Here is a 16,660-nt window from a genome sequence, read left to right as displayed (position 1 = left end):
GCATGACGGGGCGGCGCACGACCGCCGCACGCTACAATAGCGGGCAACCAGAAAGAGAAAGCCAATCGTGACCTTCATCGCCAAATTTTCCGCCGCCGCCGCCGCCAACCGCTCGCAACTGTGCGTCGGCCTCGATCCCGATCCCGCGCGCTTTCCGGCGCACCTGCGCAGCAAGGCCGACGCCATCGTGCAGTTCTGCAAGGGCATCATCGATGCCACTGCCGACACCGCCTGCGCCTTCAAGCCGCAGATCGCCTATTTCGCGGCCCTGCGCGCCGAGGAACAGCTGGAGGAAATCTGCAACTACCTGCGCGCCAACTACCCGGCGATTCCGATCGTGCTCGACGCCAAGCGTGGCGACATCGGCGCCACTGCCGAGCAGTACGCGCGCGAAGCCTTCGAGCGCTATGGCGCGGACGCCGTGACCGTCAACCCGTACATGGGTTTCGATTCGGTGCAGCCCTACCTCGAATGGAAGGATCGCGGCGCCATCATCCTGTGCCGCACCTCGAACGCCGGTGGCTCCGACCTGCAGTTTCTGAACGTGGACGGCAAGCCGCTCTACCAGCACGTGGCGCAGCTGGTGGCGGACAAGTGGAATACCAACGGCCAGTGCGGCCTGGTGGTGGGCGCGACCTTCCCGAACGAACTGGCGCAGGTGCGTGCGATCGTCGGCGACATGCCGCTGCTGATTCCGGGCATCGGCGCCCAGGGCGGCGACATCGAGGCAACGGTCAAGGCCGGACGCACGGCAGCCGGCGGCGGCATGATGATCAATTCCTCGCGCGCGATCCTGTATGCGAAGACCGACGAGGAAAAGGGCGAGGACTTTGCGCAGGCCGCGCGCCGCGTGGCACAGGAAACGCGCGATGCGATCAATCTTTATCGGAACTAATCTGCCGATCTGATCGCGGCAAGGAGAAACGGCGGGCTAGTGCCCGCCGTTTCTTTTTCAGGCCTGCAGTCTTTGCAGCAATCCGCGCAGCGAGTGGATCACGCTCTGTTCGCGCACGGCCTGGCGGTCGCCGGCGAATTCCATGCGTTGGGTTTCCACCTTGCCATCCACGGCCCAGCCGAAATAGACGGTGCCGACTGGCTTGCCCGGTACTGCGCCGTCCGGACCCGCAATGCCGGTGGTCGAGACCGCGACCTGGGCGCGGCTGTTGGCGAGCGTGCCGCTGCACATGGCGGCGGCGGTTTCGTCGCTGACCGCGCCGTGCTGCGCCAGCGTGGCTTCCGGCACCTGCAGCAGGTCCATCTTGGCCGCGTTCGAATAGGTGACGAAGCCGCAGTCGAACCATGCCGACGAGCCGGCGATTTCGGTGACGGCCTGCGCCACGCCGCCGCCCGTGCACGATTCGGCGGTGGCGAGCATCAGCCCGCGCCGGCGCAGGGCGGCGCCGACTTCAGCGGCGAGTTCGACGATGGCGGGCGTGGACATGGCGGCTCCTCGATCAGACGATGCGAATCCAGATGGCGATCACCAGCAGCGTCAGGAAGGCGGCGATCAGGTCGTCGATCATGACGCCGAAGCCATCCTTGAAGCGCCGCTCTATCTGCCTGATCGGCGGCGGCTTGGCCATGTCGAACAGGCGGAAGATCAGGAAGGCGGCGAGCTGCATGCTTGGACTTGCCGGCGTGACGAACAGCAGCACCAGCCAGATCGCGACGATCTCGTCCCACACCATGCTGCCGTGATCGGCCACGCCGAGGTTGCGGCCGGTGACGTTGCAGGCCCAGATGCCGAGCATGAAGCCGACGGAAATCAGGAAGGCCCAGGTCCATGGCGTGAACACTTCCGGAAAGCGCCACGTCAGCACGTTGAACGACAGCCAGCCGAACAGCGTGCCGAAGGTGCCGGGCATGATGCGCGGCAGGCCGCTGCCGAAGCCGAGCGCGAGCAGGTGCGCCGGATGCGCGCGCATGAAGACCGAAGTCGGATGGATGCGTTTCTTTTCTGCGGAAGCGGCAGACGGCGCGGACGAGGTCATGCGGTCAGGAGGTGAAATGATCGTAGGAGGAAGCGTGCAGGTTCAGCGGCTGGCCCTGCGCGTCGAGCAGGCGCAGGCCCGGCGAGGCGTCGATGCGGCCGACGCGCGTGACCGGCGTGTTGGCGATCAGCGCCGCGCCGAGCACGGCATCGCGTTTGGTCGCCGGCGCGGTGAAGCAGAGTTCGTAGTCGTCGCCGCCGGCCAGCGTGAACAGGCGGCGCCGTTCGATCGGCTGCTCGTCGAGCACCGGACCTGCCGGCAGCGCATCGACCTCGAGCGTGGCGCCGACACCGGATGCCTTGAGGATGTGGCCGAGATCGCCGGCCAGCCCATCGGACAGGTCGAGCGCCGCGTGCGCAATGCCGCGCAGCGCGAGCCCGAGCGCCACGCGCGGCTGCGGCATGTGCAGGCGCGGCGCAGCGGCGGCCAGCGCATCGGCCGGCAGCGCATATTCTTCGTAGAGCGCACCGAGCGCGAGCCGCGCGTCGCCGAGCGTGCCGGAGACCCAGACGTCGTCGCCGGGCAGGGCGGCGTTGCGCTGCAATGCTTCGCCGACCGGCACGCGGCCGAATACGGTGATGCAGATGTTGAGCGGGCCTTTGGTGGTGTCGCCGCCGACCAGTTCGCAGCGGTGCGCGTCGGCCAGCGCGAACAGACCGGCGGAGAATCGTTCGAGCCACGGTTCATCGACGCCGGGCAGCGAGAACGCGAGCGTGAAGGCGACCGGTTCGGCGCCCATCGCGGCCAGATCGGACAGGTTCACCGCCAGCGACTTGTGGCCGAGCATGAAGGGATCGGCATCGGTGAAAAAATGGCGTCCTTCGACCAGGATGTCGGTCGAGATGGCCAGCTGCATGCCGGCTTCCTGCGTCAGCAGCGCGCAGTCGTCGCCGATCCCGAGCGCCGCATGGGAGCGGTGCGCGGGGCGCTTGAAGTAACGGGCGATGAGATCGAATTCGGACAGCATGCCGTGATTGTACAGACAGCGCGGCGCTGTCTGTGATTTGCCGCATTGCCAGCCGTTGAAAGGCGGCAATGCGGTGGTGCGATGTCAGGCGGTCTCGGCCTTCTTGCCCAGTTCGCCGAGCAGCGTCTGGCGGATCGCGTTGTCGTGCGGCGAGGTGCCGAAGCCGGTCAGCACGCCGTCGGCATCGTAGAAGCGGCAGACGGTGCGGTTGTCGGCGGTTTCCACGCACCACGTTCCGCTGGCGACCGTGTGCGGCAGCGGCGCGATCAGCGCGAGCGGATAGCTCGGCGTCTTGATCAGGACCGGCGAGGGCTTGAGGTCGATCTCGCTGCGCTCGCCATTGAGCGTGCGTGCGATCGCGCGGCCGGCGGTCATGATCGGCGCGATGTAGGGCAGCGTGTGGCCGCTGCCGTCGGCAAACGTGTATTCGGCGCAGTCGCCGAGCGCATAGACGTCGGCCGCGCTGGTCTGGCCGGCGTTGTCAACCACGATGCCGCGGTTGGTCTTGAGTCCGGCCAGATGCGCGAGGCGCAGATCGGGACGCAGGCCGACGGCCGACAGCACGATGTCCGCCGCTACGGTGCTGCCGTCGGCAAGCTGTACCTGAAGCTCGGGGCCGGCCTGATGCACGGCCTCGGCCACGGTCCCGAAGCGGAACTGCACGCCGCGCGCCTGCAGCGCCGTCTGCAATCCTTCCGACAAGGCGGGTGCCGCCAGTGCCGCCAGCGGGCGGTGGTTGGGATCGATCACGGTGACGGCATGGCCGGCACCTGCGAGGTCGTCGGCGAATTCGCAGCCGATCAGGCCGGCGCCGATGATCGCCACGCGCACCGGCGAGGCATTGGACGACGAGGCGATGCGCGCGCGGAAGGCGGCGTAGTCGTCGATGTTGTTGACCGACAGCACGTGCTGCGCGGCGTCGCCCTTCAGTTCCAGGCGGATCGGCTGCGCGCCGACTGCCAGCACCAGCTTGTCGTACTCGATGCGGCCGCCGCTGGTATCGATGGTCCTGGCTGCGGTATCGATGGCGCTGACGGTGGTCGAGGTTCGGATATCGGCATTCAGTTGCTCGCTCATCTGGGCGGCGCTCTGCATCACCAGTTGCTGCGCATCCTTGTTCTGCGCGAAGGCATTGGACAGCATGGGCTTGGAGTAGGAGCCGCCGCTGTCGGCCGTGACCAGCACCAGAGGCGCATCCTTGTTGAGGCGGCGGAATTCGCGCGCGACGGTGTAGCCGGCCATGCCGGTGCCGATGATGACGATGGGTTTCATGCTCTTTCTTCTCCGTTCTTTGTCGCTGGGCCGCCCCAAGGAAAAAAGCGTCCCCTGGGGGGGCGGTCAAGTCCTGCAGGGCTTGACCGTGGGGTCTTTTCGTTGCCGCGATCCGCGCGCGGGAAGCGGGGCGGATCGACATGGTGCGCAGGATTGTAATCGACTACCTATCAATAATCATGCTGTTGATATGCATATTATCGATCAATGATGGCGGCTGGACGGCGTGGTTTGTCAGGCAGCAGCAAGCAAGCCGTGAAATGATGGACCGGGGCCGAAATCGGCGATGGTGGCCTCTGCTAGAATGAATTGCGCCATTTTATAAAGACAAGAAAGGGTTGGACCGATGGATTCGAACCTCGACAAAAAGGAAGAGACGCGCCAGAAACTGAGGCAGGCGGCGCTGGAGTACCACGAATTTCCCAAGCCGGGAAAGATCAGCGTGACCCCGACCAAGCAGGTCACCAACCAGCGCGACCTGGCGCTGGCCTATACGCCCGGCGTGGCGGCGGCGTGCGAGGAAATCGCCATCGATCCCGCCAATTCCTATCGCTACACCTCGCGCGGCAACCTGGTCGCGGTCATCACCAACGGCACCGCCGTGCTCGGCCTCGGCAACATCGGTCCGCAGGCGGCCAAGCCGGTGATGGAAGGCAAGGGCGTGCTGTTCAAGAAGTTCGCCGGCATCGACGTCTTCGACATCGAGATCGACGAGACCGATCCCGACAAGCTGTGCGACATCATCGCTTCACTCGAGCCGACCTTCGGCGGCATCAACCTCGAGGACATCAAGGCACCGGAGTGCTTCACCATCGAGCGCAAGTTGCGCGAACGCATGAAGATCCCGGTCTTCCACGACGACCAGCACGGCACCGCCATCATCGTCGCGGCCGCCATCCTCAATGGCCTGAAGGTGGTCGGCAAGGACATCGGGAACGCCAGGCTCGTGACCTCGGGCGCGGGCGCGGCGGCGCTGGCCTGCCTGCAGCTGCTGGTCGATCTGGGCTTTCCGCGCGAGAACATCTTCGTTACCGACCTGGCCGGCGTGGTCTATGAAGGCCGCACCGAACTGATGGACCCGGACAAGGCGCAGTTCGCGCAGAAGACCGAGGCGCGCAAGCTGGCCGACGTCATCGGCGGCGCCGACGTGTTCCTCGGCCTGTCGGCCGGCGGCGTGCTCAAGCCCGAGATGGTGGCCGCCATGGCCGACCGCCCGGTGATTCTGGCGCTCGCCAACCCGACACCCGAGATCCTGCCGGACGAAGTGCGCGCCGTGCGGTCGGACGCCGTGATCGCCACCGGCCGTTCGGATTTCCCTAACCAGGTCAACAACGTGCTGTGCTTTCCGTACATCTTCCGCGGCGCGCTCGACTGCGGCGCCACGACGATCACGCGCGAGATGGAAATCGCCGCCGTCCATGCAATCGCCGAACTGGCGCAGGCCGAGCAGTCGGACATCGTCGCCACCACCTACGGCATCACCAACCTGAGCTTCGGTCCCGACTACATCATCCCGATGCCCTTCGATCCGCGCCTGATGACGCGCATCGCGATGGCGGTTGCGAAATCGGCCGAGGAGTGCGGCGTGGCAGCGCGGCCGATCGAGGACATGGAAGCCTATGCGGATCGCCTGCAGGAATTCGTCTATCGCAGCGGCACCTTCATGAAACCGATCTTCCAGCTTGCGAAGAACGCGCCGGCCGAGCGCAAGCGCATCGTCTTTGCCGAAGGAGAGGAAGAGCGCGTGCTGCGCGCGGTGCAGGTGGTGGTTGACGAACGGCTGGCAACGCCGATCCTGATCGGCCGCCCGGCGGTGCTGGCGCAGCGCATCGAGCGTTACGGTTTGCGCATCAAGCCCGATATCGACTTCACCGTCATCAATCCCGAATACGACACGCGCTATCGCGATTTCTGGGAAACCTATCTGGCGATGACTTCCCGCAAGGGCGTCAACGAGCAGTACGCGCGGCTCGAGATGCGCCGCCGCCACACGCTGATCGGCGCCATGGCGATCCACAAGGGCGATGCCGACGGCATGATCTGCGGCACCTTCGGCACCACCCCGCTGCACCTGAATTACATCGAGCAGGTGCTCGGCAAGCGGCCGGGCACCAATGTCTATGCGGCGATGAACTGCATCATCCTGTCGGACCGTCAGCTGTTCCTCGTCGATACCCACGTCAACGAAAATCCGAGCGCAGCGCAACTGGCCGAGATCACGCTGCTGGCCGTCGAGGAAATGCGGCGCTTCGGTGTCACGCCGCGCGCGGCGCTGCTGTCGCATTCCAACTTCGGCGCCTTCAATACCGAATCGGCCTGCAAGATGCGAGAGGTGCTGGCGATCGTGAAGGAACTGGCGCCCGACCTCGAGATCGATGGCGAGATGCACGGCGACATCGCGCTCAACGCCTCGCAGCTGAAGAAGACCATGCCGGACACCACGCTCAAGGGCGATGCCAACCTGCTGATCCTGCCCAACATCGATGCCGCCAACATCGCCTACAACCTGTTGAAGACCACGGTCGGCAACGGCGTGGCGATCGGGCCCATCCTGCTTGGCTGCAAGAGCCCGGTGCACATCCTGACGCCGTCGGCCACGGTGCGGCGTATCGTCAACATGACGGCGCTGTGCGTGGCCGATGCGATCGACGTGCGCCAGGACTGATTCCAGTCGCACAACAAAAAAGCCGCTGTCCTGTTGGGCAGCGGCTTTTTTGCATGATCTGCGCATCGTTTACGGCATCGGCAAATCCTTGAGCGTCGTCACCTCTCCCCGCAGCGGGACGCGCCCGGTCTGCACCAGCGAGGATGCACGATCGCAGTGCGCCGGCTGATCGTCGAAGAACATGTGCGGCTTGAAGGCGGCCAGCACGTCCGACTTGGCGACGCCGCCCATGAAGAAGGTTTCGTCGATGATGATGTCCCATGCGCGCAGCGTGCGGATCACGCGCTCGTGCGCCGGCGAGGAGCGCGCCGTGACGAGCGCGGTGCGGATCGGCGGCTTCTGCACACCGGCCTGGCGGAAGTTGTGCTGGATGAAGGAGATCGCCTTCAGCAGCCGCGCGAACGGACCTTCGGGCAGCGGCTTGAGCGCATTCTCGCGCTCGTGGTTCTCGAACGCCTCGATGCCCTGACTTTGATAAATGCGCTCCGATTCGTCGGAGAAGATCACGGCGTCGCCGTCGAAGGCGATGCGGATCTGGTCGAGTTCCTCGAAGGCGCTGGCCGGCTTCTGGTACAGCAGCGCAGCGGCGGTGCCGGAGTCGATCGCGGCTTGCACGTCGTCCTCGTGCAGTGACAGGAACAGGCTGACGTTGAATGCCCGCAAGTAGGGCGTCAGCGAGGCGCCGCCCGACAGCACGGCACGCGTGATGTCGAGGTCGTAATGCTTGATCGAGTTGAAGATGCGCAGCGAGGTCTCGCTCGAATTGCGCGACATGACCACCACTTCCACCAGCCGTTGCTCGGGATCGAGCGCATTGAGCTTGAGCAGCGCGCGCACCAGCGCGAAGCCGCCGCCGAGCTTGAGGATTTCGTTCTCGTTGTCGATCTGGTGCTTGCGATAGGCTTCCAGTCCCTGGGTGCGGAAAATCGTTTCCTCCGCTTCGAGATCGAACAGGGCACGGGAGGAAATACCGACGACGAGCAGGCGGTCGAGCGAGAAGGGCATGGAATGGCTTTATAAGGAGAAACGTAAGTTGGAAATTATAGACGCTCTTCAGGCATCGGCCGTGTCGCGGCCATCACGTGCGGTGGGAGGATGATTCTGCGCATGCGCGTCAGCCGAATGAATGTTGCGGCAGGATGTGGCCTTATCTTGGGCCTGTTGTCCATTTCGTCAGTATGGATAAAGCCCCGAATTGGGTGGCATGGCAGATTTCTTGCTTGAAGAATGAAGGCGGCTGCCTGGACGGATGAGGCGGCAGGCAATGCGGAAGCGGGTATTTGAGTGCCGTGGCAACGGATGTCCGCCACAGCGGGTATGATGAAAACCCATTGCGGCAGAATCGGATGAGCTGGGCGTATGCAGGCAGCGTGGGAGTTGCGATCTCGCCGAATGTTGCGGTCCGGTTATTTTCCGGCTTCTTCGTCTTCCGTGTAAAAGGAAGTGCGCAGGGTTTTGGTGCGTTGCAGCTTCTTCAGGCCGGCCTTGGTGCCCAGATAGGCGCCTGCCAGGCAGTAGAGCAGCGACATCCAGCCGAGATAGTAGAGTCCGACAAAGGGCAGGCCGATGACAAGGATGGTGGCGAACAGATCGCGCCGATTGATCGTGATCAGATAATGCGAAATCGCATAGACGACGAAAAGTCCGATCAGGCTCAGCAGCATGTTGTCTCCTTTGTGCGGCCTTGGGGCCTCTGGTTATGCAGCGATTCTAGCCCGAAATGGCCGGAATGGCGCGGTTTGCTGGAATCGATTTGCGGGTGCGCGCCTGCAACATCGCCGGAAATATAAGTTGCACTTAATATGCATGTTTAATACAATCGTTTGTGTCAAGAGGATGAATCCATGAGATTGACCCGGTTTTCGGATATCGGATTGCGTGTGCTGATGTATCTGGCAAAGGAACCGCGCGCATCTTCCGTCACCGTGGCCGAGGTGGCGCAGCAGTTCGACGTGCCGCACAATCATCTGGTCAAGGTAGTGGGTGCGCTGGCCAAGATGGGGTGGATCGATGCCATGCGCGGCCGCAACGGCGGCATTCGTATTGCGATCGATCCGGCTTCACTCAAGATCGGCAGTGTGCTGCGCGTGCTCGAAGGGGATGATGAAGTCGTTGACTGCGAAGGAATCGGTTGCCGCCTGTCGGGAGATTGCCGCTTGCGCCATGTTTTGCGCGAAGGCGTCGAGGCGTTCTACCGGGCGATGGATTCCTACACACTGGCCGAAGTGGTCGCCGGCAACACCGGTGAACATATCGTCCGCATGCACAAGCGTTTTCTGGCCGATCGCGCTGTCGCCGCCTAGAAATCTGCAAGCAGAAGGGTAAGCCCGCAAGGGCTTTTTTGATGGTTTAAAAGTTGCATATTTTATGCAAGTATTCAAAGGAGCAATCATGTTGTCAGCCGCATCTCGTCCCTACATCGATGCCAGCGTCCCGGTTCTTCGTGAACATGGATTGACCATCACCAAGACGTTTTACAAGGCGATGTTCGCCGCGCACCCTGAACTGAACAATATCTTCAATGCCGGCAACCAGGCCAACGGTTCTCAGCAGCAGTCGCTTGCTTCGGCAGTCTTTGCCTATGCCGCCAACATCGACAACGCGGCTGCGCTGGCGCCCGTGATCTCGCGCATCGTGCACAAGCATGTGTCGCTGGGCATCAAGGCCGAGCATTATCCGATCGTCGGCAAGCATCTGCTCGAAGCCATCAAGGAAGTGCTGGGCGATGCCGCCACGCCGGAACTGATCGCGGCCTGGGCCGAAGCCTACGGTTTGCTGGCAAATGCGCTCATCGAAGAAGAGGCACGCCTGTACAAGCAGGCGGGAATCGAGCCCGGACAACTGTTCGACATGCGCGTGACCGAGATCAGGGAAGAGAGCAAGCAGGTCAAGTCGTTTACGCTGGTGCCGGCAGACGGCTCGGCCGCGCCGGCATTCCGTCCGGGACAATATGTCAGCGTGGCGGTAACCCTGCCGAGCGGCTTGCGCCAGTTGCGGCAGTACAGCCTGTCGGATGCGCCGGCCGGCGACCATCTGCGTATTTCCGTCAAGCGCGAGCCGGCCAACGGCGAAACGCCGGCCGGCATGGTTTCCAACTGGCTGCACGACAATGTGCAGGTCGGCAGCATCCTGCCGGTAAGCTCGCCGTTTGGCGACTTCCTGCCGGCGGTGGAAGGCGATCAGCCGATCGTGCTGCTGTCGGCCGGCGTCGGCATCACGCCGATGATCTCCGCGCTCAAGCGCATTGCGGAAGTCGCACCGCAACGCAAGGTCATCTTCGCGCATGCCGCCAGCTGTGCCGACCATCACGCGCATCGCGAGGATATCGAGCAGGCCGAGCAACGCATGCCGAATCTGCAGACGATCACGTTCTATGAAGAAGGCGCGGTGGCCGAAGGTGTCGTCAGCGGACGCATGCAGTTGAAGGTGCTGCCGCAATGGGACAGGGAAAACACGGATGTGTATATGTGCGGACCGTTGCCCTTCATGCAGAAGCAGTGGGCCGATCTGCTGGCAGAAGGTGTGCCTGTCCAGCGTTTGCATCGCGAGGTGTTCGGTCCCGACATGCTCGATCATCTGCTGTAACGAAACAAAAAAAATGCACCTCGGGGTGCATTTTTTTTGCGCGTGAAACGGTGTCTGGCTTGCGTGGTCAGCGCCGGTTCAGGCCATTGCGAAAGGGCAGCTTCAGGGTGAATGTGGCGCCTTCGCCATAGACACTCTCCACACCAAGCGCGCCGCCATGCGCCTCGGCGAGTTGACGCGCGATGTAGAGTCCCAGGCCCAGGCCGGAGCCGACCTTGGTGGTGGCGCGTTCGAAAGGCTCGAAGATGCGATGCTGATCGGCGGCGGTGATGCCGTTGCCATGATCCCGCACCGAAATCTCGGCGTGCAGCGGATTGGTCTTGAGCGTGACGACCACGGGTTTGCCGCTGCCGTAGCGGAAGGCATTGGTCAGCAGGTTGACGATGATCTGTTCGACGCGGAATTCGTCCCATACGCCATGCGCGACCGTGTCGGCTTGCAGCGCGACGTCGCAATTGGCGCTGGCGGCCTGATGCGAAAGGTCGCTGACGATGCGTTTGAGCAGGTCCGAGAGTTCGGTTTCCGAGGGGCGGATCGACAGCTTGCCGCTGCGAATGCGCGAGACGTCGACCATGTCGTCGATCAGCCGCACCATGCTCTTGATCTGCCGGTCGTCGCGTTCGACCATGCGTTGCAGCTGGGCTTCCCCGAAGGCATCGAGCCGGCCCTTTTCGAGTTGCATCTTGCGCATCTGGGTTTCGAGGAACAGCGTATTGAGCGGCGTGCGCAACTCGTGCGCGACCATCGACATGAACTCGTCGCGCATGCGCAGCGAACGTTGCAGCTCGATCTGGGTGGCATGCAGTTCGGCCCGGCTCTTCTCGAGCGCCTCGACCTGGTGCCGGACCTGGTTGCGCTGCTGATAGAGCGAGACGAACACATTGACCTTGCTGCGCACGGCAGCAATGTCGAGCGGCTTGTGCAGGAAGTCGACGGCGCCGGTCTCGTAACCCTTGAACGCATAGTTGAGTTCCTTGCCGGCGGCACTGACGAAGACGATCGGCACATGGCGCGTTTTCTCGGTGCTGCGCATCAGTTCCGCCAGTTCGAAGCCGTCCATGCCGGGCATGGTGACGTCGAGGATCGCCAGTGCGAACTCGTGCTCGAGCAGCAGACCGAGCGCTTCCTCGCCCGAACTCGCCTGCATGATGATGCGGTCGTCCTGCTTGATGATCTCGCTCAGCGCCAGCAGGTTTTCCGGCAGATCGTCGACGATCAGTAACTTCGTATTGTGTTGTACAGGCATCAGGATTGTCCCAGTTCGATTAGCCACTGCCGGATTTGCTTCAGACGGAGAATATGGTCGGGCGCGCAGCGCCGGATCGCGGATTGCGGCATGACGGCGACCTGCGCCTCGGCAGGGTCCTGCACGATGGTCAGGCCGCCCGCCTGCTTGATGCTGGCCATGCCTTCGGCGCCGTCCTCGTTGGCGCCGGTCAGCAGGATGCCCGCCAGACGTTCGCCATAGACGTCGGCTGCCGACGTCATGAGCAGATCGATGGCGGGGCGGGAATAATGCACCGCGTCCTCTCCGCTCAGGGAGAAACGATGATCTTCCTCGACGGAAAGATGACAGCCGGGACCTGCAAAGTAGAGTACGCCATCGTCGATCGGTTCCTTGTCGCGGGCCTGACGCACCGGTATGCGCACATGCTGCTGGAATACCTCGGCCAGCCGACTGTCGCGATCGTCGCGCAGATGCAGCACCACCATGATCGGAAGTTGAAAATCCGGCGGCAGACCGCCGAATATCTTCAGCAGCGCATCGATGCCGCCGGCCGATGCGCCGACCGTTACGGCATCGATATGTTTGCGAGGCAGAGGGATGTCGTCATCCATGGCCTACACCTTGCGGTAAATGCGCTGCGCCCTGTCGAGCGGTTCGAAGCGCGTGGCGTAGTCGGAAAAGTCGATGCTCTCCTTGCTGCCGAGTCCGAGAAAGCCGCGATGGCACAGCGATTCGTGAAACAGGCCGAAGGCGCGTTCCTGCAGCGCGCGGTTGAAATAGATCAGCACGTTGCGGCAGCAGATCAGGTGCGTTTCCGAAAACACGGCGTCGGTCGCCAGGCTGTGGTCGGAAAAGCTGATGTTCTCGGCCAGCGAGCGGTCGAACAGTGCGGCCTCGTAACCGGCCGTGTAGTAGTCGGAGAACGCGGCCTTGCCGCCGGCCTGCTGGTAGTTGGCGGTATAGGCGCGCATCTTCTCGAGCGGGAACACGCCCTTGCGCGCCTTTTCGAGCGAGACCGGATTGATGTCGGTTGCGTAGATGATGCTGCGGTCGAGCAATCCTTCTTCCTTGAGCAGGATCGCCATCGAATAGATTTCCTCGCCGGTGCTGCAGCCGGCGATCCAGATCTTCAGCGACGGATAGGTTTTCAGGAAGGGCACCACCTTCTGCCGCAGACTCAGGAAGTAGGCCGGGTCGCGGAACATCTCGCTGACCGGGATCGTCAGGAACTGCAGCAGCTGCATGAAGACCGCAGGGTCGCGCAGCACGCGCGCCTGCAGTTCGGACACGGTGGCGCAGTCGAGATGCGTCAGCGCGTGCAGCACGCGCCGTTTCTGCGACGAGCCCGCATAGTTGCGGAAGTCGTAGCTGTACTTGAGATAGATCGCCTCGATCAGCAGGCGAATCTCGATGTCGACGCTGTTCGGCATCAGAGGCGTTCCAGGCTGGGCATCCAGACGCGCAGCAGCGAGTACAGGCGGTCGAGGTCGATCGGCTTGGCCATGTAGTCGGAGGCGCCGGCCTGCAGGCATTGTTCCTGGTCATCCTTCATCGCCTTGGCGGTGACGGCGATGATCGGCAGCTTCTGGAAGCGCGCGTCGGCGCGGATGCGGCGCGTTGCCTCGAGGCCGTCCATGCCGGGCATCATCACGTCCATCAGCACCAGGTCGATGTCGGGAATCGTGTCGAGCTTGGCGATCGCCTCGAAGCCGTTGCGCGCTGCTTCGATCACGGCGCCACGCTGCTCGAGCGCGCTGGTCAGCGCGAAGATGTTGCGCACGTCGTCGTCGACGATCAGGATGCGGCGACCCTCGAACACGCGGTCGCGGCTGCGCACCGTGCGCAGCATGCTCTGGCGTTCGGCCGACAGTTCGGATTCCACCTTGTGCAGGAACAGCGTGACTTCGTCGAGCAGGCGTTCCGGCGAACGCGCGCCCTTGATGATGATGGAGCGCGAATACTTGAGCAGGTCGGCTTCCTCGTCGCGCGTCAGGTTGCGGCCGGTATAGACGATGACCGGCGGGAACGAGCAGATGTCTTCTTCCGACATGCGCTGCAGCAGCTGTTCGCCCTGCATGTCCGGCAGCTTGAGGTCGATGATCATGCAGTCGAACACGTTGTTGCGCAGCAGGGACAGCGCTTCCTCGCCCGACTCGACGGCGGTGATCTTGACGTCGTCGTCCATGATGAGCTGGGTCACGCTGTCGCGTTGGCGCGCGTCGTCTTCCACCAGCAGCACGTGGCGCGTGGTCTGCGTGAAGCGGTTCTCGAGCTTCTGGAACACTTCCTTCAACTGTTCGCGCGTGGTCGGCTTGATCACGTAGCCGACCGCACCCATCTGCAGCGCGACTTCGCTGCGGTCGGATGCCGAGACGATGTGCACCGGCATGTGGCGCGTGCGCGAATCGTTTTTCAGCGCCTGCAGCACGGTCATGCCGGAGCCGTCGGGCAATCCCATGTCGAGCAGGATCGCGTCCGGCAGATAGGTGCTTGCCATGTGCAGGCCGTCGGTGGCGCCGTGCGAGACCAGGCAGCGGTAATGTGTTTCATGCGCGAGGTCGTACAGAATGCGCGCAAAGGATACGTCGTCCTCGATCACCAGCACGGTACGCGCATGATTGCGGTCGCTGTCGCGATCGTCGGGGAAGGCCGGCGATTCGATGACCGGTGCGGGTGCCGGCTCGGCAGGTGAAGCGGCTGGCTGGATCGCCGTTTGCGGAGCCGGCGCGCGCGCGATTTCCGGCACCACGGCGGGCAATGTAGCCGGCAGCGTCAGCGTGAAGACACTGCCTTTGCCTGGTGTGCTGTCCACCTCGATGGAGCCGCCGAGTAGGGCCGCCAGATCTCGCGAGATGGAAAGGCCGAGACCGGTGCCGCCATACTTGCGGCTGGTGGTGCCATCGGCCTGACGGAAGGCTTCGAAAATGATTTCCTGTTCGTCGGTCGCGATGCCGATGCCGGAATCCGTCACCGTGAAAACGGCGCCGCCTTCGGCATTGCCGGCGATCGCCAGCGATACCTTGCCCGCGTCGGTGAACTTGACCGCGTTCGACAGCAGGTTTTTCAGGATCTGTTCGAGGCGCTGGCGATCTGTATGGATGGAGAGCGGTGCGGCGTTCTCTATCCGTACCTCGAATGCAAGCTGCTTGTTGGAAGCGAGCGGTTCGAAGATCATCTGCAGGCTTTCGGCCAGGCGGTGCAGCGGAATCGCCTCGGGCGAGAGTTCGAGCTTACCGGCCTCGACCTTGGAGATGTCGAGGATGTCGTTGATCAGGCTGAGCAGATCGTTGCCGGCCGAGTAGATGGTCTGTGCGAACTTGACCTGTTCCTCGTTCAGATTGCCTTGCGTATTGTCTGCCAGCAGTTTGGCCAGGATCAGCGAGCTGTTGAGCGGCGTGCGCAGCTCGTGCGACATGTTGGCGAGGAATTCGGACTTGTAGCGGCTGGCACGCTGCAATGCGAGTGCACGTTCCTCAAGCGCGGTGCGTGCATCGAGCAGGGCGGCGTTCTTCTGGTCGAGCGATAGCGTCTGTTCGGCCAGTTGCTCGTTGGTCTGTTCGAGCTCGGCTTTCTGGTTTTCCAGATTGGCCTGCGATTCTTCCAGCACGCGCGACTGTTCCTCGAGTTCCTCGTTGGCGGTGCGCAGTTCTTCCTGCTGTACCTGCAATTCCTCGTTCAGTTGCTGGGTCTCGGCCAGGAGGTCCTGCAGGCGGCGGCGATAGAGCGCGGCTTCGACCGCCATGCCGAGGCTGGACGACATCAATTGCAGGAATTCGATATCGCGCTCGCGCGGCGCATGCAGGAAGCCGAGTTCGACCACGCCGTTGATCGTGCCTTCGTGGTTGAGCGGCACCAGGATCATGTGGCGCGGCTTGCCGTTGCCGAGTCCGCTGGTGACCTTCAGGTAATTGTCGGGTACGTTGTCGAGCCGAATCAGCTTCTTTCCCTGCGCTGTCTGGCCGACCAGGGTTTCGTTGCTGCTGACGATCTGCTCGATCAGCTCGTTTTCCTTGCTGAAGCCATAGGTGGCGACGCGTCGCAGCGAACCATCTTCCTCACGCACGTAGAGAGCCGCCACGGCCGATTCGATGTACTGCGCCAGGAAACTCAGCACGGTGCGGCCGAGTTGGGGCAAGGCCATCTGGCCGATTCCCTGTTCGGCAAGCTGCGACTGTCCGGTGCGCAGCCAGGCCTGCTGTTCGAGCGAGCTGGAATATTGCTGATGCCGGGTGAGAGCGTCGCCATAGGTACCTGCGAGCTGAGTCAGTTCGCGCCGGCCGAACATGGCCAGCAGGCCGCCGACGATCAGGCTGAACAGCAGGTAGGCGATGACGACGATGGCGGTGACCTGCTTGGCATCGTCGCTGCGCTGCTGCCTGAGCGCATGTTCCATGTCGAGGAAGTTGCGGAACTCCCGGCGGATCTCCTCGAACTGCAGTTTTCCGCGGCCGCTGCTGATGACTTCGGCGATGCGCGTGACGTCATTGTCGGTGCGGCGCAGTTCGATGATGGATTGCGCGAAGCTGTTCCATTCCTGGTGCAGCGCCAGGATGCGGCCGAGCCGATCGATCTGCCGCGGGTTGTCCAGGACCAGTTCCTTCAGGTTCTTCAGTTCCGGAGCAACCTTGGCTTTCGCGATTTCGTAAGGGGAGAGAAAGGACTCGTCTCCGGTCAGCGCAAAGCCGCGCATGCCGGTTTCCATATCGACGACCAGCTTGCTCGTTTCATTTGCATTGGCGATGACGCGATCGGTGTGCTCGACCCAGTCGAGCACGCTGAGCAGATAGACGATCAGGGCGATGAAAACGCCGGCACTGACCACGCTCGCTGCGAGCGGAAGGGTGATGTTGCGGGCCAGGATGCGCTTGAATCCGTGCTGATCGAGGGCGGGCGTTTCACTCATTGTCGTCTTCTTCCGGAGCAGATCAAACGCCGAAGTGTAAACCAAGACC

At 63.0% G+C, this 16,660-nt stretch carries 14 protein-coding genes; 4 read left to right on the top strand and 10 right to left on the bottom strand.

The genetic code is table 11. From position 1 onward, the window contains the following. Positions 1 to 67: 67 nt before the first annotated feature. Positions 68 to 895, top strand: a complete 828-nt coding sequence (gene pyrF / locus IEV38_RS01875; RefSeq protein WP_188394465.1) for an orotidine-5'-phosphate decarboxylase — start codon at positions 68 to 70, stop codon at positions 893 to 895. A gap of 57 nt (positions 896 to 952) precedes the next feature. Here pyrF and IEV38_RS01870 read toward each other — a convergent pair whose 3' ends face one another. From IEV38_RS01870 to IEV38_RS01855, 4 genes are all read right to left on the bottom strand, one after another. Continuing rightward, positions 953 to 1,441: a CinA family protein gene (locus tag IEV38_RS01870; RefSeq protein ID WP_188394464.1), complete on the bottom strand. Its 489-nt coding sequence runs from the start codon at positions 1,439 to 1,441 to the stop codon at positions 953 to 955. Between the two features lie 13 nt (positions 1,442 to 1,454). Further along, complete coding sequence (locus tag IEV38_RS01865) at positions 1,455 to 1,991, bottom strand: phosphatidylglycerophosphatase A family protein (protein ID WP_229728499.1); 537 nt, start codon at positions 1,989 to 1,991, stop codon at positions 1,455 to 1,457. Positions 1,992 to 1,995: 4 nt separating this feature from the next. Next, a complete protein-coding gene (gene thiL, locus IEV38_RS01860) occupies positions 1,996 to 2,958 on the bottom strand; it encodes a thiamine-phosphate kinase (RefSeq protein WP_188394463.1) in 963 nt (320 codons plus the stop codon). 84 nt (positions 2,959 to 3,042) lie between these two features. Then, positions 3,043 to 4,230 carry an NAD(P)/FAD-dependent oxidoreductase gene (locus IEV38_RS01855; RefSeq protein ID WP_188394462.1) on the bottom strand — a complete coding sequence of 396 codons (1,188 nt, stop codon included), beginning with the start codon at positions 4,228 to 4,230 and terminating at the stop codon, positions 3,043 to 3,045. A 346-nt stretch (positions 4,231 to 4,576) separates the two neighbouring features. On the opposite strand from IEV38_RS01855, the gene IEV38_RS01850 reads away from it, so the two are divergent. Then, positions 4,577 to 6,895 (top strand): NADP-dependent malic enzyme, encoded by a 2,319-nt coding sequence (locus IEV38_RS01850; protein ID WP_188394461.1) that lies wholly within the window; start codon positions 4,577 to 4,579, stop codon positions 6,893 to 6,895. A gap of 69 nt (positions 6,896 to 6,964) precedes the next feature. Here the strand turns inward: IEV38_RS01850 and IEV38_RS01845 are convergent, their stop codons facing one another. Continuing rightward, positions 6,965 to 7,900, bottom strand: a complete 936-nt coding sequence (locus tag IEV38_RS01845; RefSeq protein WP_188394460.1) for a 5'-nucleotidase — start codon at positions 7,898 to 7,900, stop codon at positions 6,965 to 6,967. A 401-nt stretch (positions 7,901 to 8,301) separates the two neighbouring features. Beyond that, positions 8,302 to 8,559: a hypothetical protein gene (locus IEV38_RS01840; protein WP_188394459.1), complete on the bottom strand. Its 258-nt coding sequence runs from the start codon at positions 8,557 to 8,559 to the stop codon at positions 8,302 to 8,304. Positions 8,560 to 8,739: 180 nt separating this feature from the next. Between IEV38_RS01840 and IEV38_RS01835 the strand changes: the two genes are divergently transcribed. Both IEV38_RS01835 and hmpA read left to right on the top strand, forming a co-directional pair. Then, positions 8,740 to 9,198, top strand: a complete 459-nt coding sequence (locus tag IEV38_RS01835) for an RrF2 family transcriptional regulator (RefSeq protein WP_188394458.1) — start codon at positions 8,740 to 8,742, stop codon at positions 9,196 to 9,198. A gap of 88 nt (positions 9,199 to 9,286) precedes the next feature. After that, entirely contained in the window at positions 9,287 to 10,480 is a 1,194-nt protein-coding gene (gene hmpA, locus IEV38_RS01830) for an NO-inducible flavohemoprotein (protein WP_188394457.1), read from the top strand. 67 nt (positions 10,481 to 10,547) lie between these two features. Here the strand turns inward: hmpA and IEV38_RS01825 are convergent, their stop codons facing one another. Genes IEV38_RS01825 through IEV38_RS01810 form a run of 4 tightly spaced genes read right to left on the bottom strand, consistent with a single transcriptional unit; the run spans position 10,548 to position 16,611 of the window. Further along, a complete protein-coding gene (locus tag IEV38_RS01825; RefSeq protein WP_188394456.1) occupies positions 10,548 to 11,726 on the bottom strand; it encodes a hybrid sensor histidine kinase/response regulator in 1,179 nt (392 codons plus the stop codon). Further along, complete coding sequence (locus IEV38_RS01820) at positions 11,726 to 12,319, bottom strand: chemotaxis protein CheB (RefSeq protein WP_188394455.1); 594 nt, start codon at positions 12,317 to 12,319, stop codon at positions 11,726 to 11,728. Before IEV38_RS01820 ends, IEV38_RS01825 begins: the two co-directional genes overlap by 1 nt. Before the next feature lie 3 nt (positions 12,320 to 12,322). Continuing rightward, positions 12,323 to 13,138: a CheR family methyltransferase gene (locus IEV38_RS01815; protein ID WP_188394454.1), complete on the bottom strand. Its 816-nt coding sequence runs from the start codon at positions 13,136 to 13,138 to the stop codon at positions 12,323 to 12,325. Beyond that, on the bottom strand, positions 13,138 to 16,611 hold the full coding sequence (locus tag IEV38_RS01810) for a response regulator (protein WP_188394453.1): 3,474 nt from the start codon (positions 16,609 to 16,611) through the stop codon (positions 13,138 to 13,140). Before IEV38_RS01810 ends, IEV38_RS01815 begins: the two co-directional genes overlap by 1 nt. Between the last annotated feature and the right edge of the window lie 49 nt (positions 16,612 to 16,660).

Source organism: Oxalicibacterium flavum, from assembly GCF_014635065.1.
In the GTDB taxonomy this organism is placed as follows: Bacteria; Pseudomonadota; Gammaproteobacteria; order Burkholderiales; family Burkholderiaceae_D; genus Oxalicibacterium; species Oxalicibacterium flavum.
This window is presented reverse-complemented; position numbering and strand designations above follow the sequence as displayed.

Excerpts from the sequence above, each read along its gene's own strand:
- IEV38_RS01870 (WP_188394464.1), bottom strand. The coding sequence starts at position 1,441 with ATGTCCACGCCCGCCATCGTCGAACTCGCCGCTGAAGTCGGCGCCGCC.
- IEV38_RS01865 (WP_229728499.1), bottom strand. The coding sequence starts at position 1,991 with ATGACCTCGTCCGCGCCGTCTGCCGCTTCCGCAGAAAAGAAACGCATC.
- thiL (WP_188394463.1), bottom strand. The coding sequence starts at position 2,958 with ATGCTGTCCGAATTCGATCTCATCGCCCGTTACTTCAAGCGCCCCGCG.
- IEV38_RS01855 (WP_188394462.1), bottom strand. The coding sequence starts at position 4,230 with ATGAAACCCATCGTCATCATCGGCACCGGCATGGCCGGCTACACCGTC.
- IEV38_RS01850 (WP_188394461.1), top strand. The coding sequence starts at position 4,577 with ATGGATTCGAACCTCGACAAAAAGGAAGAGACGCGCCAGAAACTGAGG.
- IEV38_RS01845 (WP_188394460.1), bottom strand. The coding sequence starts at position 7,900 with ATGCCCTTCTCGCTCGACCGCCTGCTCGTCGTCGGTATTTCCTCCCGT.
- IEV38_RS01840 (WP_188394459.1), bottom strand. The coding sequence starts at position 8,559 with ATGCTGCTGAGCCTGATCGGACTTTTCGTCGTCTATGCGATTTCGCAT.
- IEV38_RS01835 (WP_188394458.1), top strand. The coding sequence starts at position 8,740 with ATGAGATTGACCCGGTTTTCGGATATCGGATTGCGTGTGCTGATGTAT.
- hmpA (WP_188394457.1), top strand. The coding sequence starts at position 9,287 with ATGTTGTCAGCCGCATCTCGTCCCTACATCGATGCCAGCGTCCCGGTT.
- IEV38_RS01825 (WP_188394456.1), bottom strand. The coding sequence starts at position 11,726 with ATGCCTGTACAACACAATACGAAGTTACTGATCGTCGACGATCTGCCG.
- IEV38_RS01820 (WP_188394455.1), bottom strand. The coding sequence starts at position 12,319 with ATGGATGACGACATCCCTCTGCCTCGCAAACATATCGATGCCGTAACG.
- IEV38_RS01815 (WP_188394454.1), bottom strand. The coding sequence starts at position 13,138 with ATGCCGAACAGCGTCGACATCGAGATTCGCCTGCTGATCGAGGCGATC.
- IEV38_RS01810 (WP_188394453.1), bottom strand. The coding sequence starts at position 16,611 with ATGAGTGAAACGCCCGCCCTCGATCAGCACGGATTCAAGCGCATCCTG.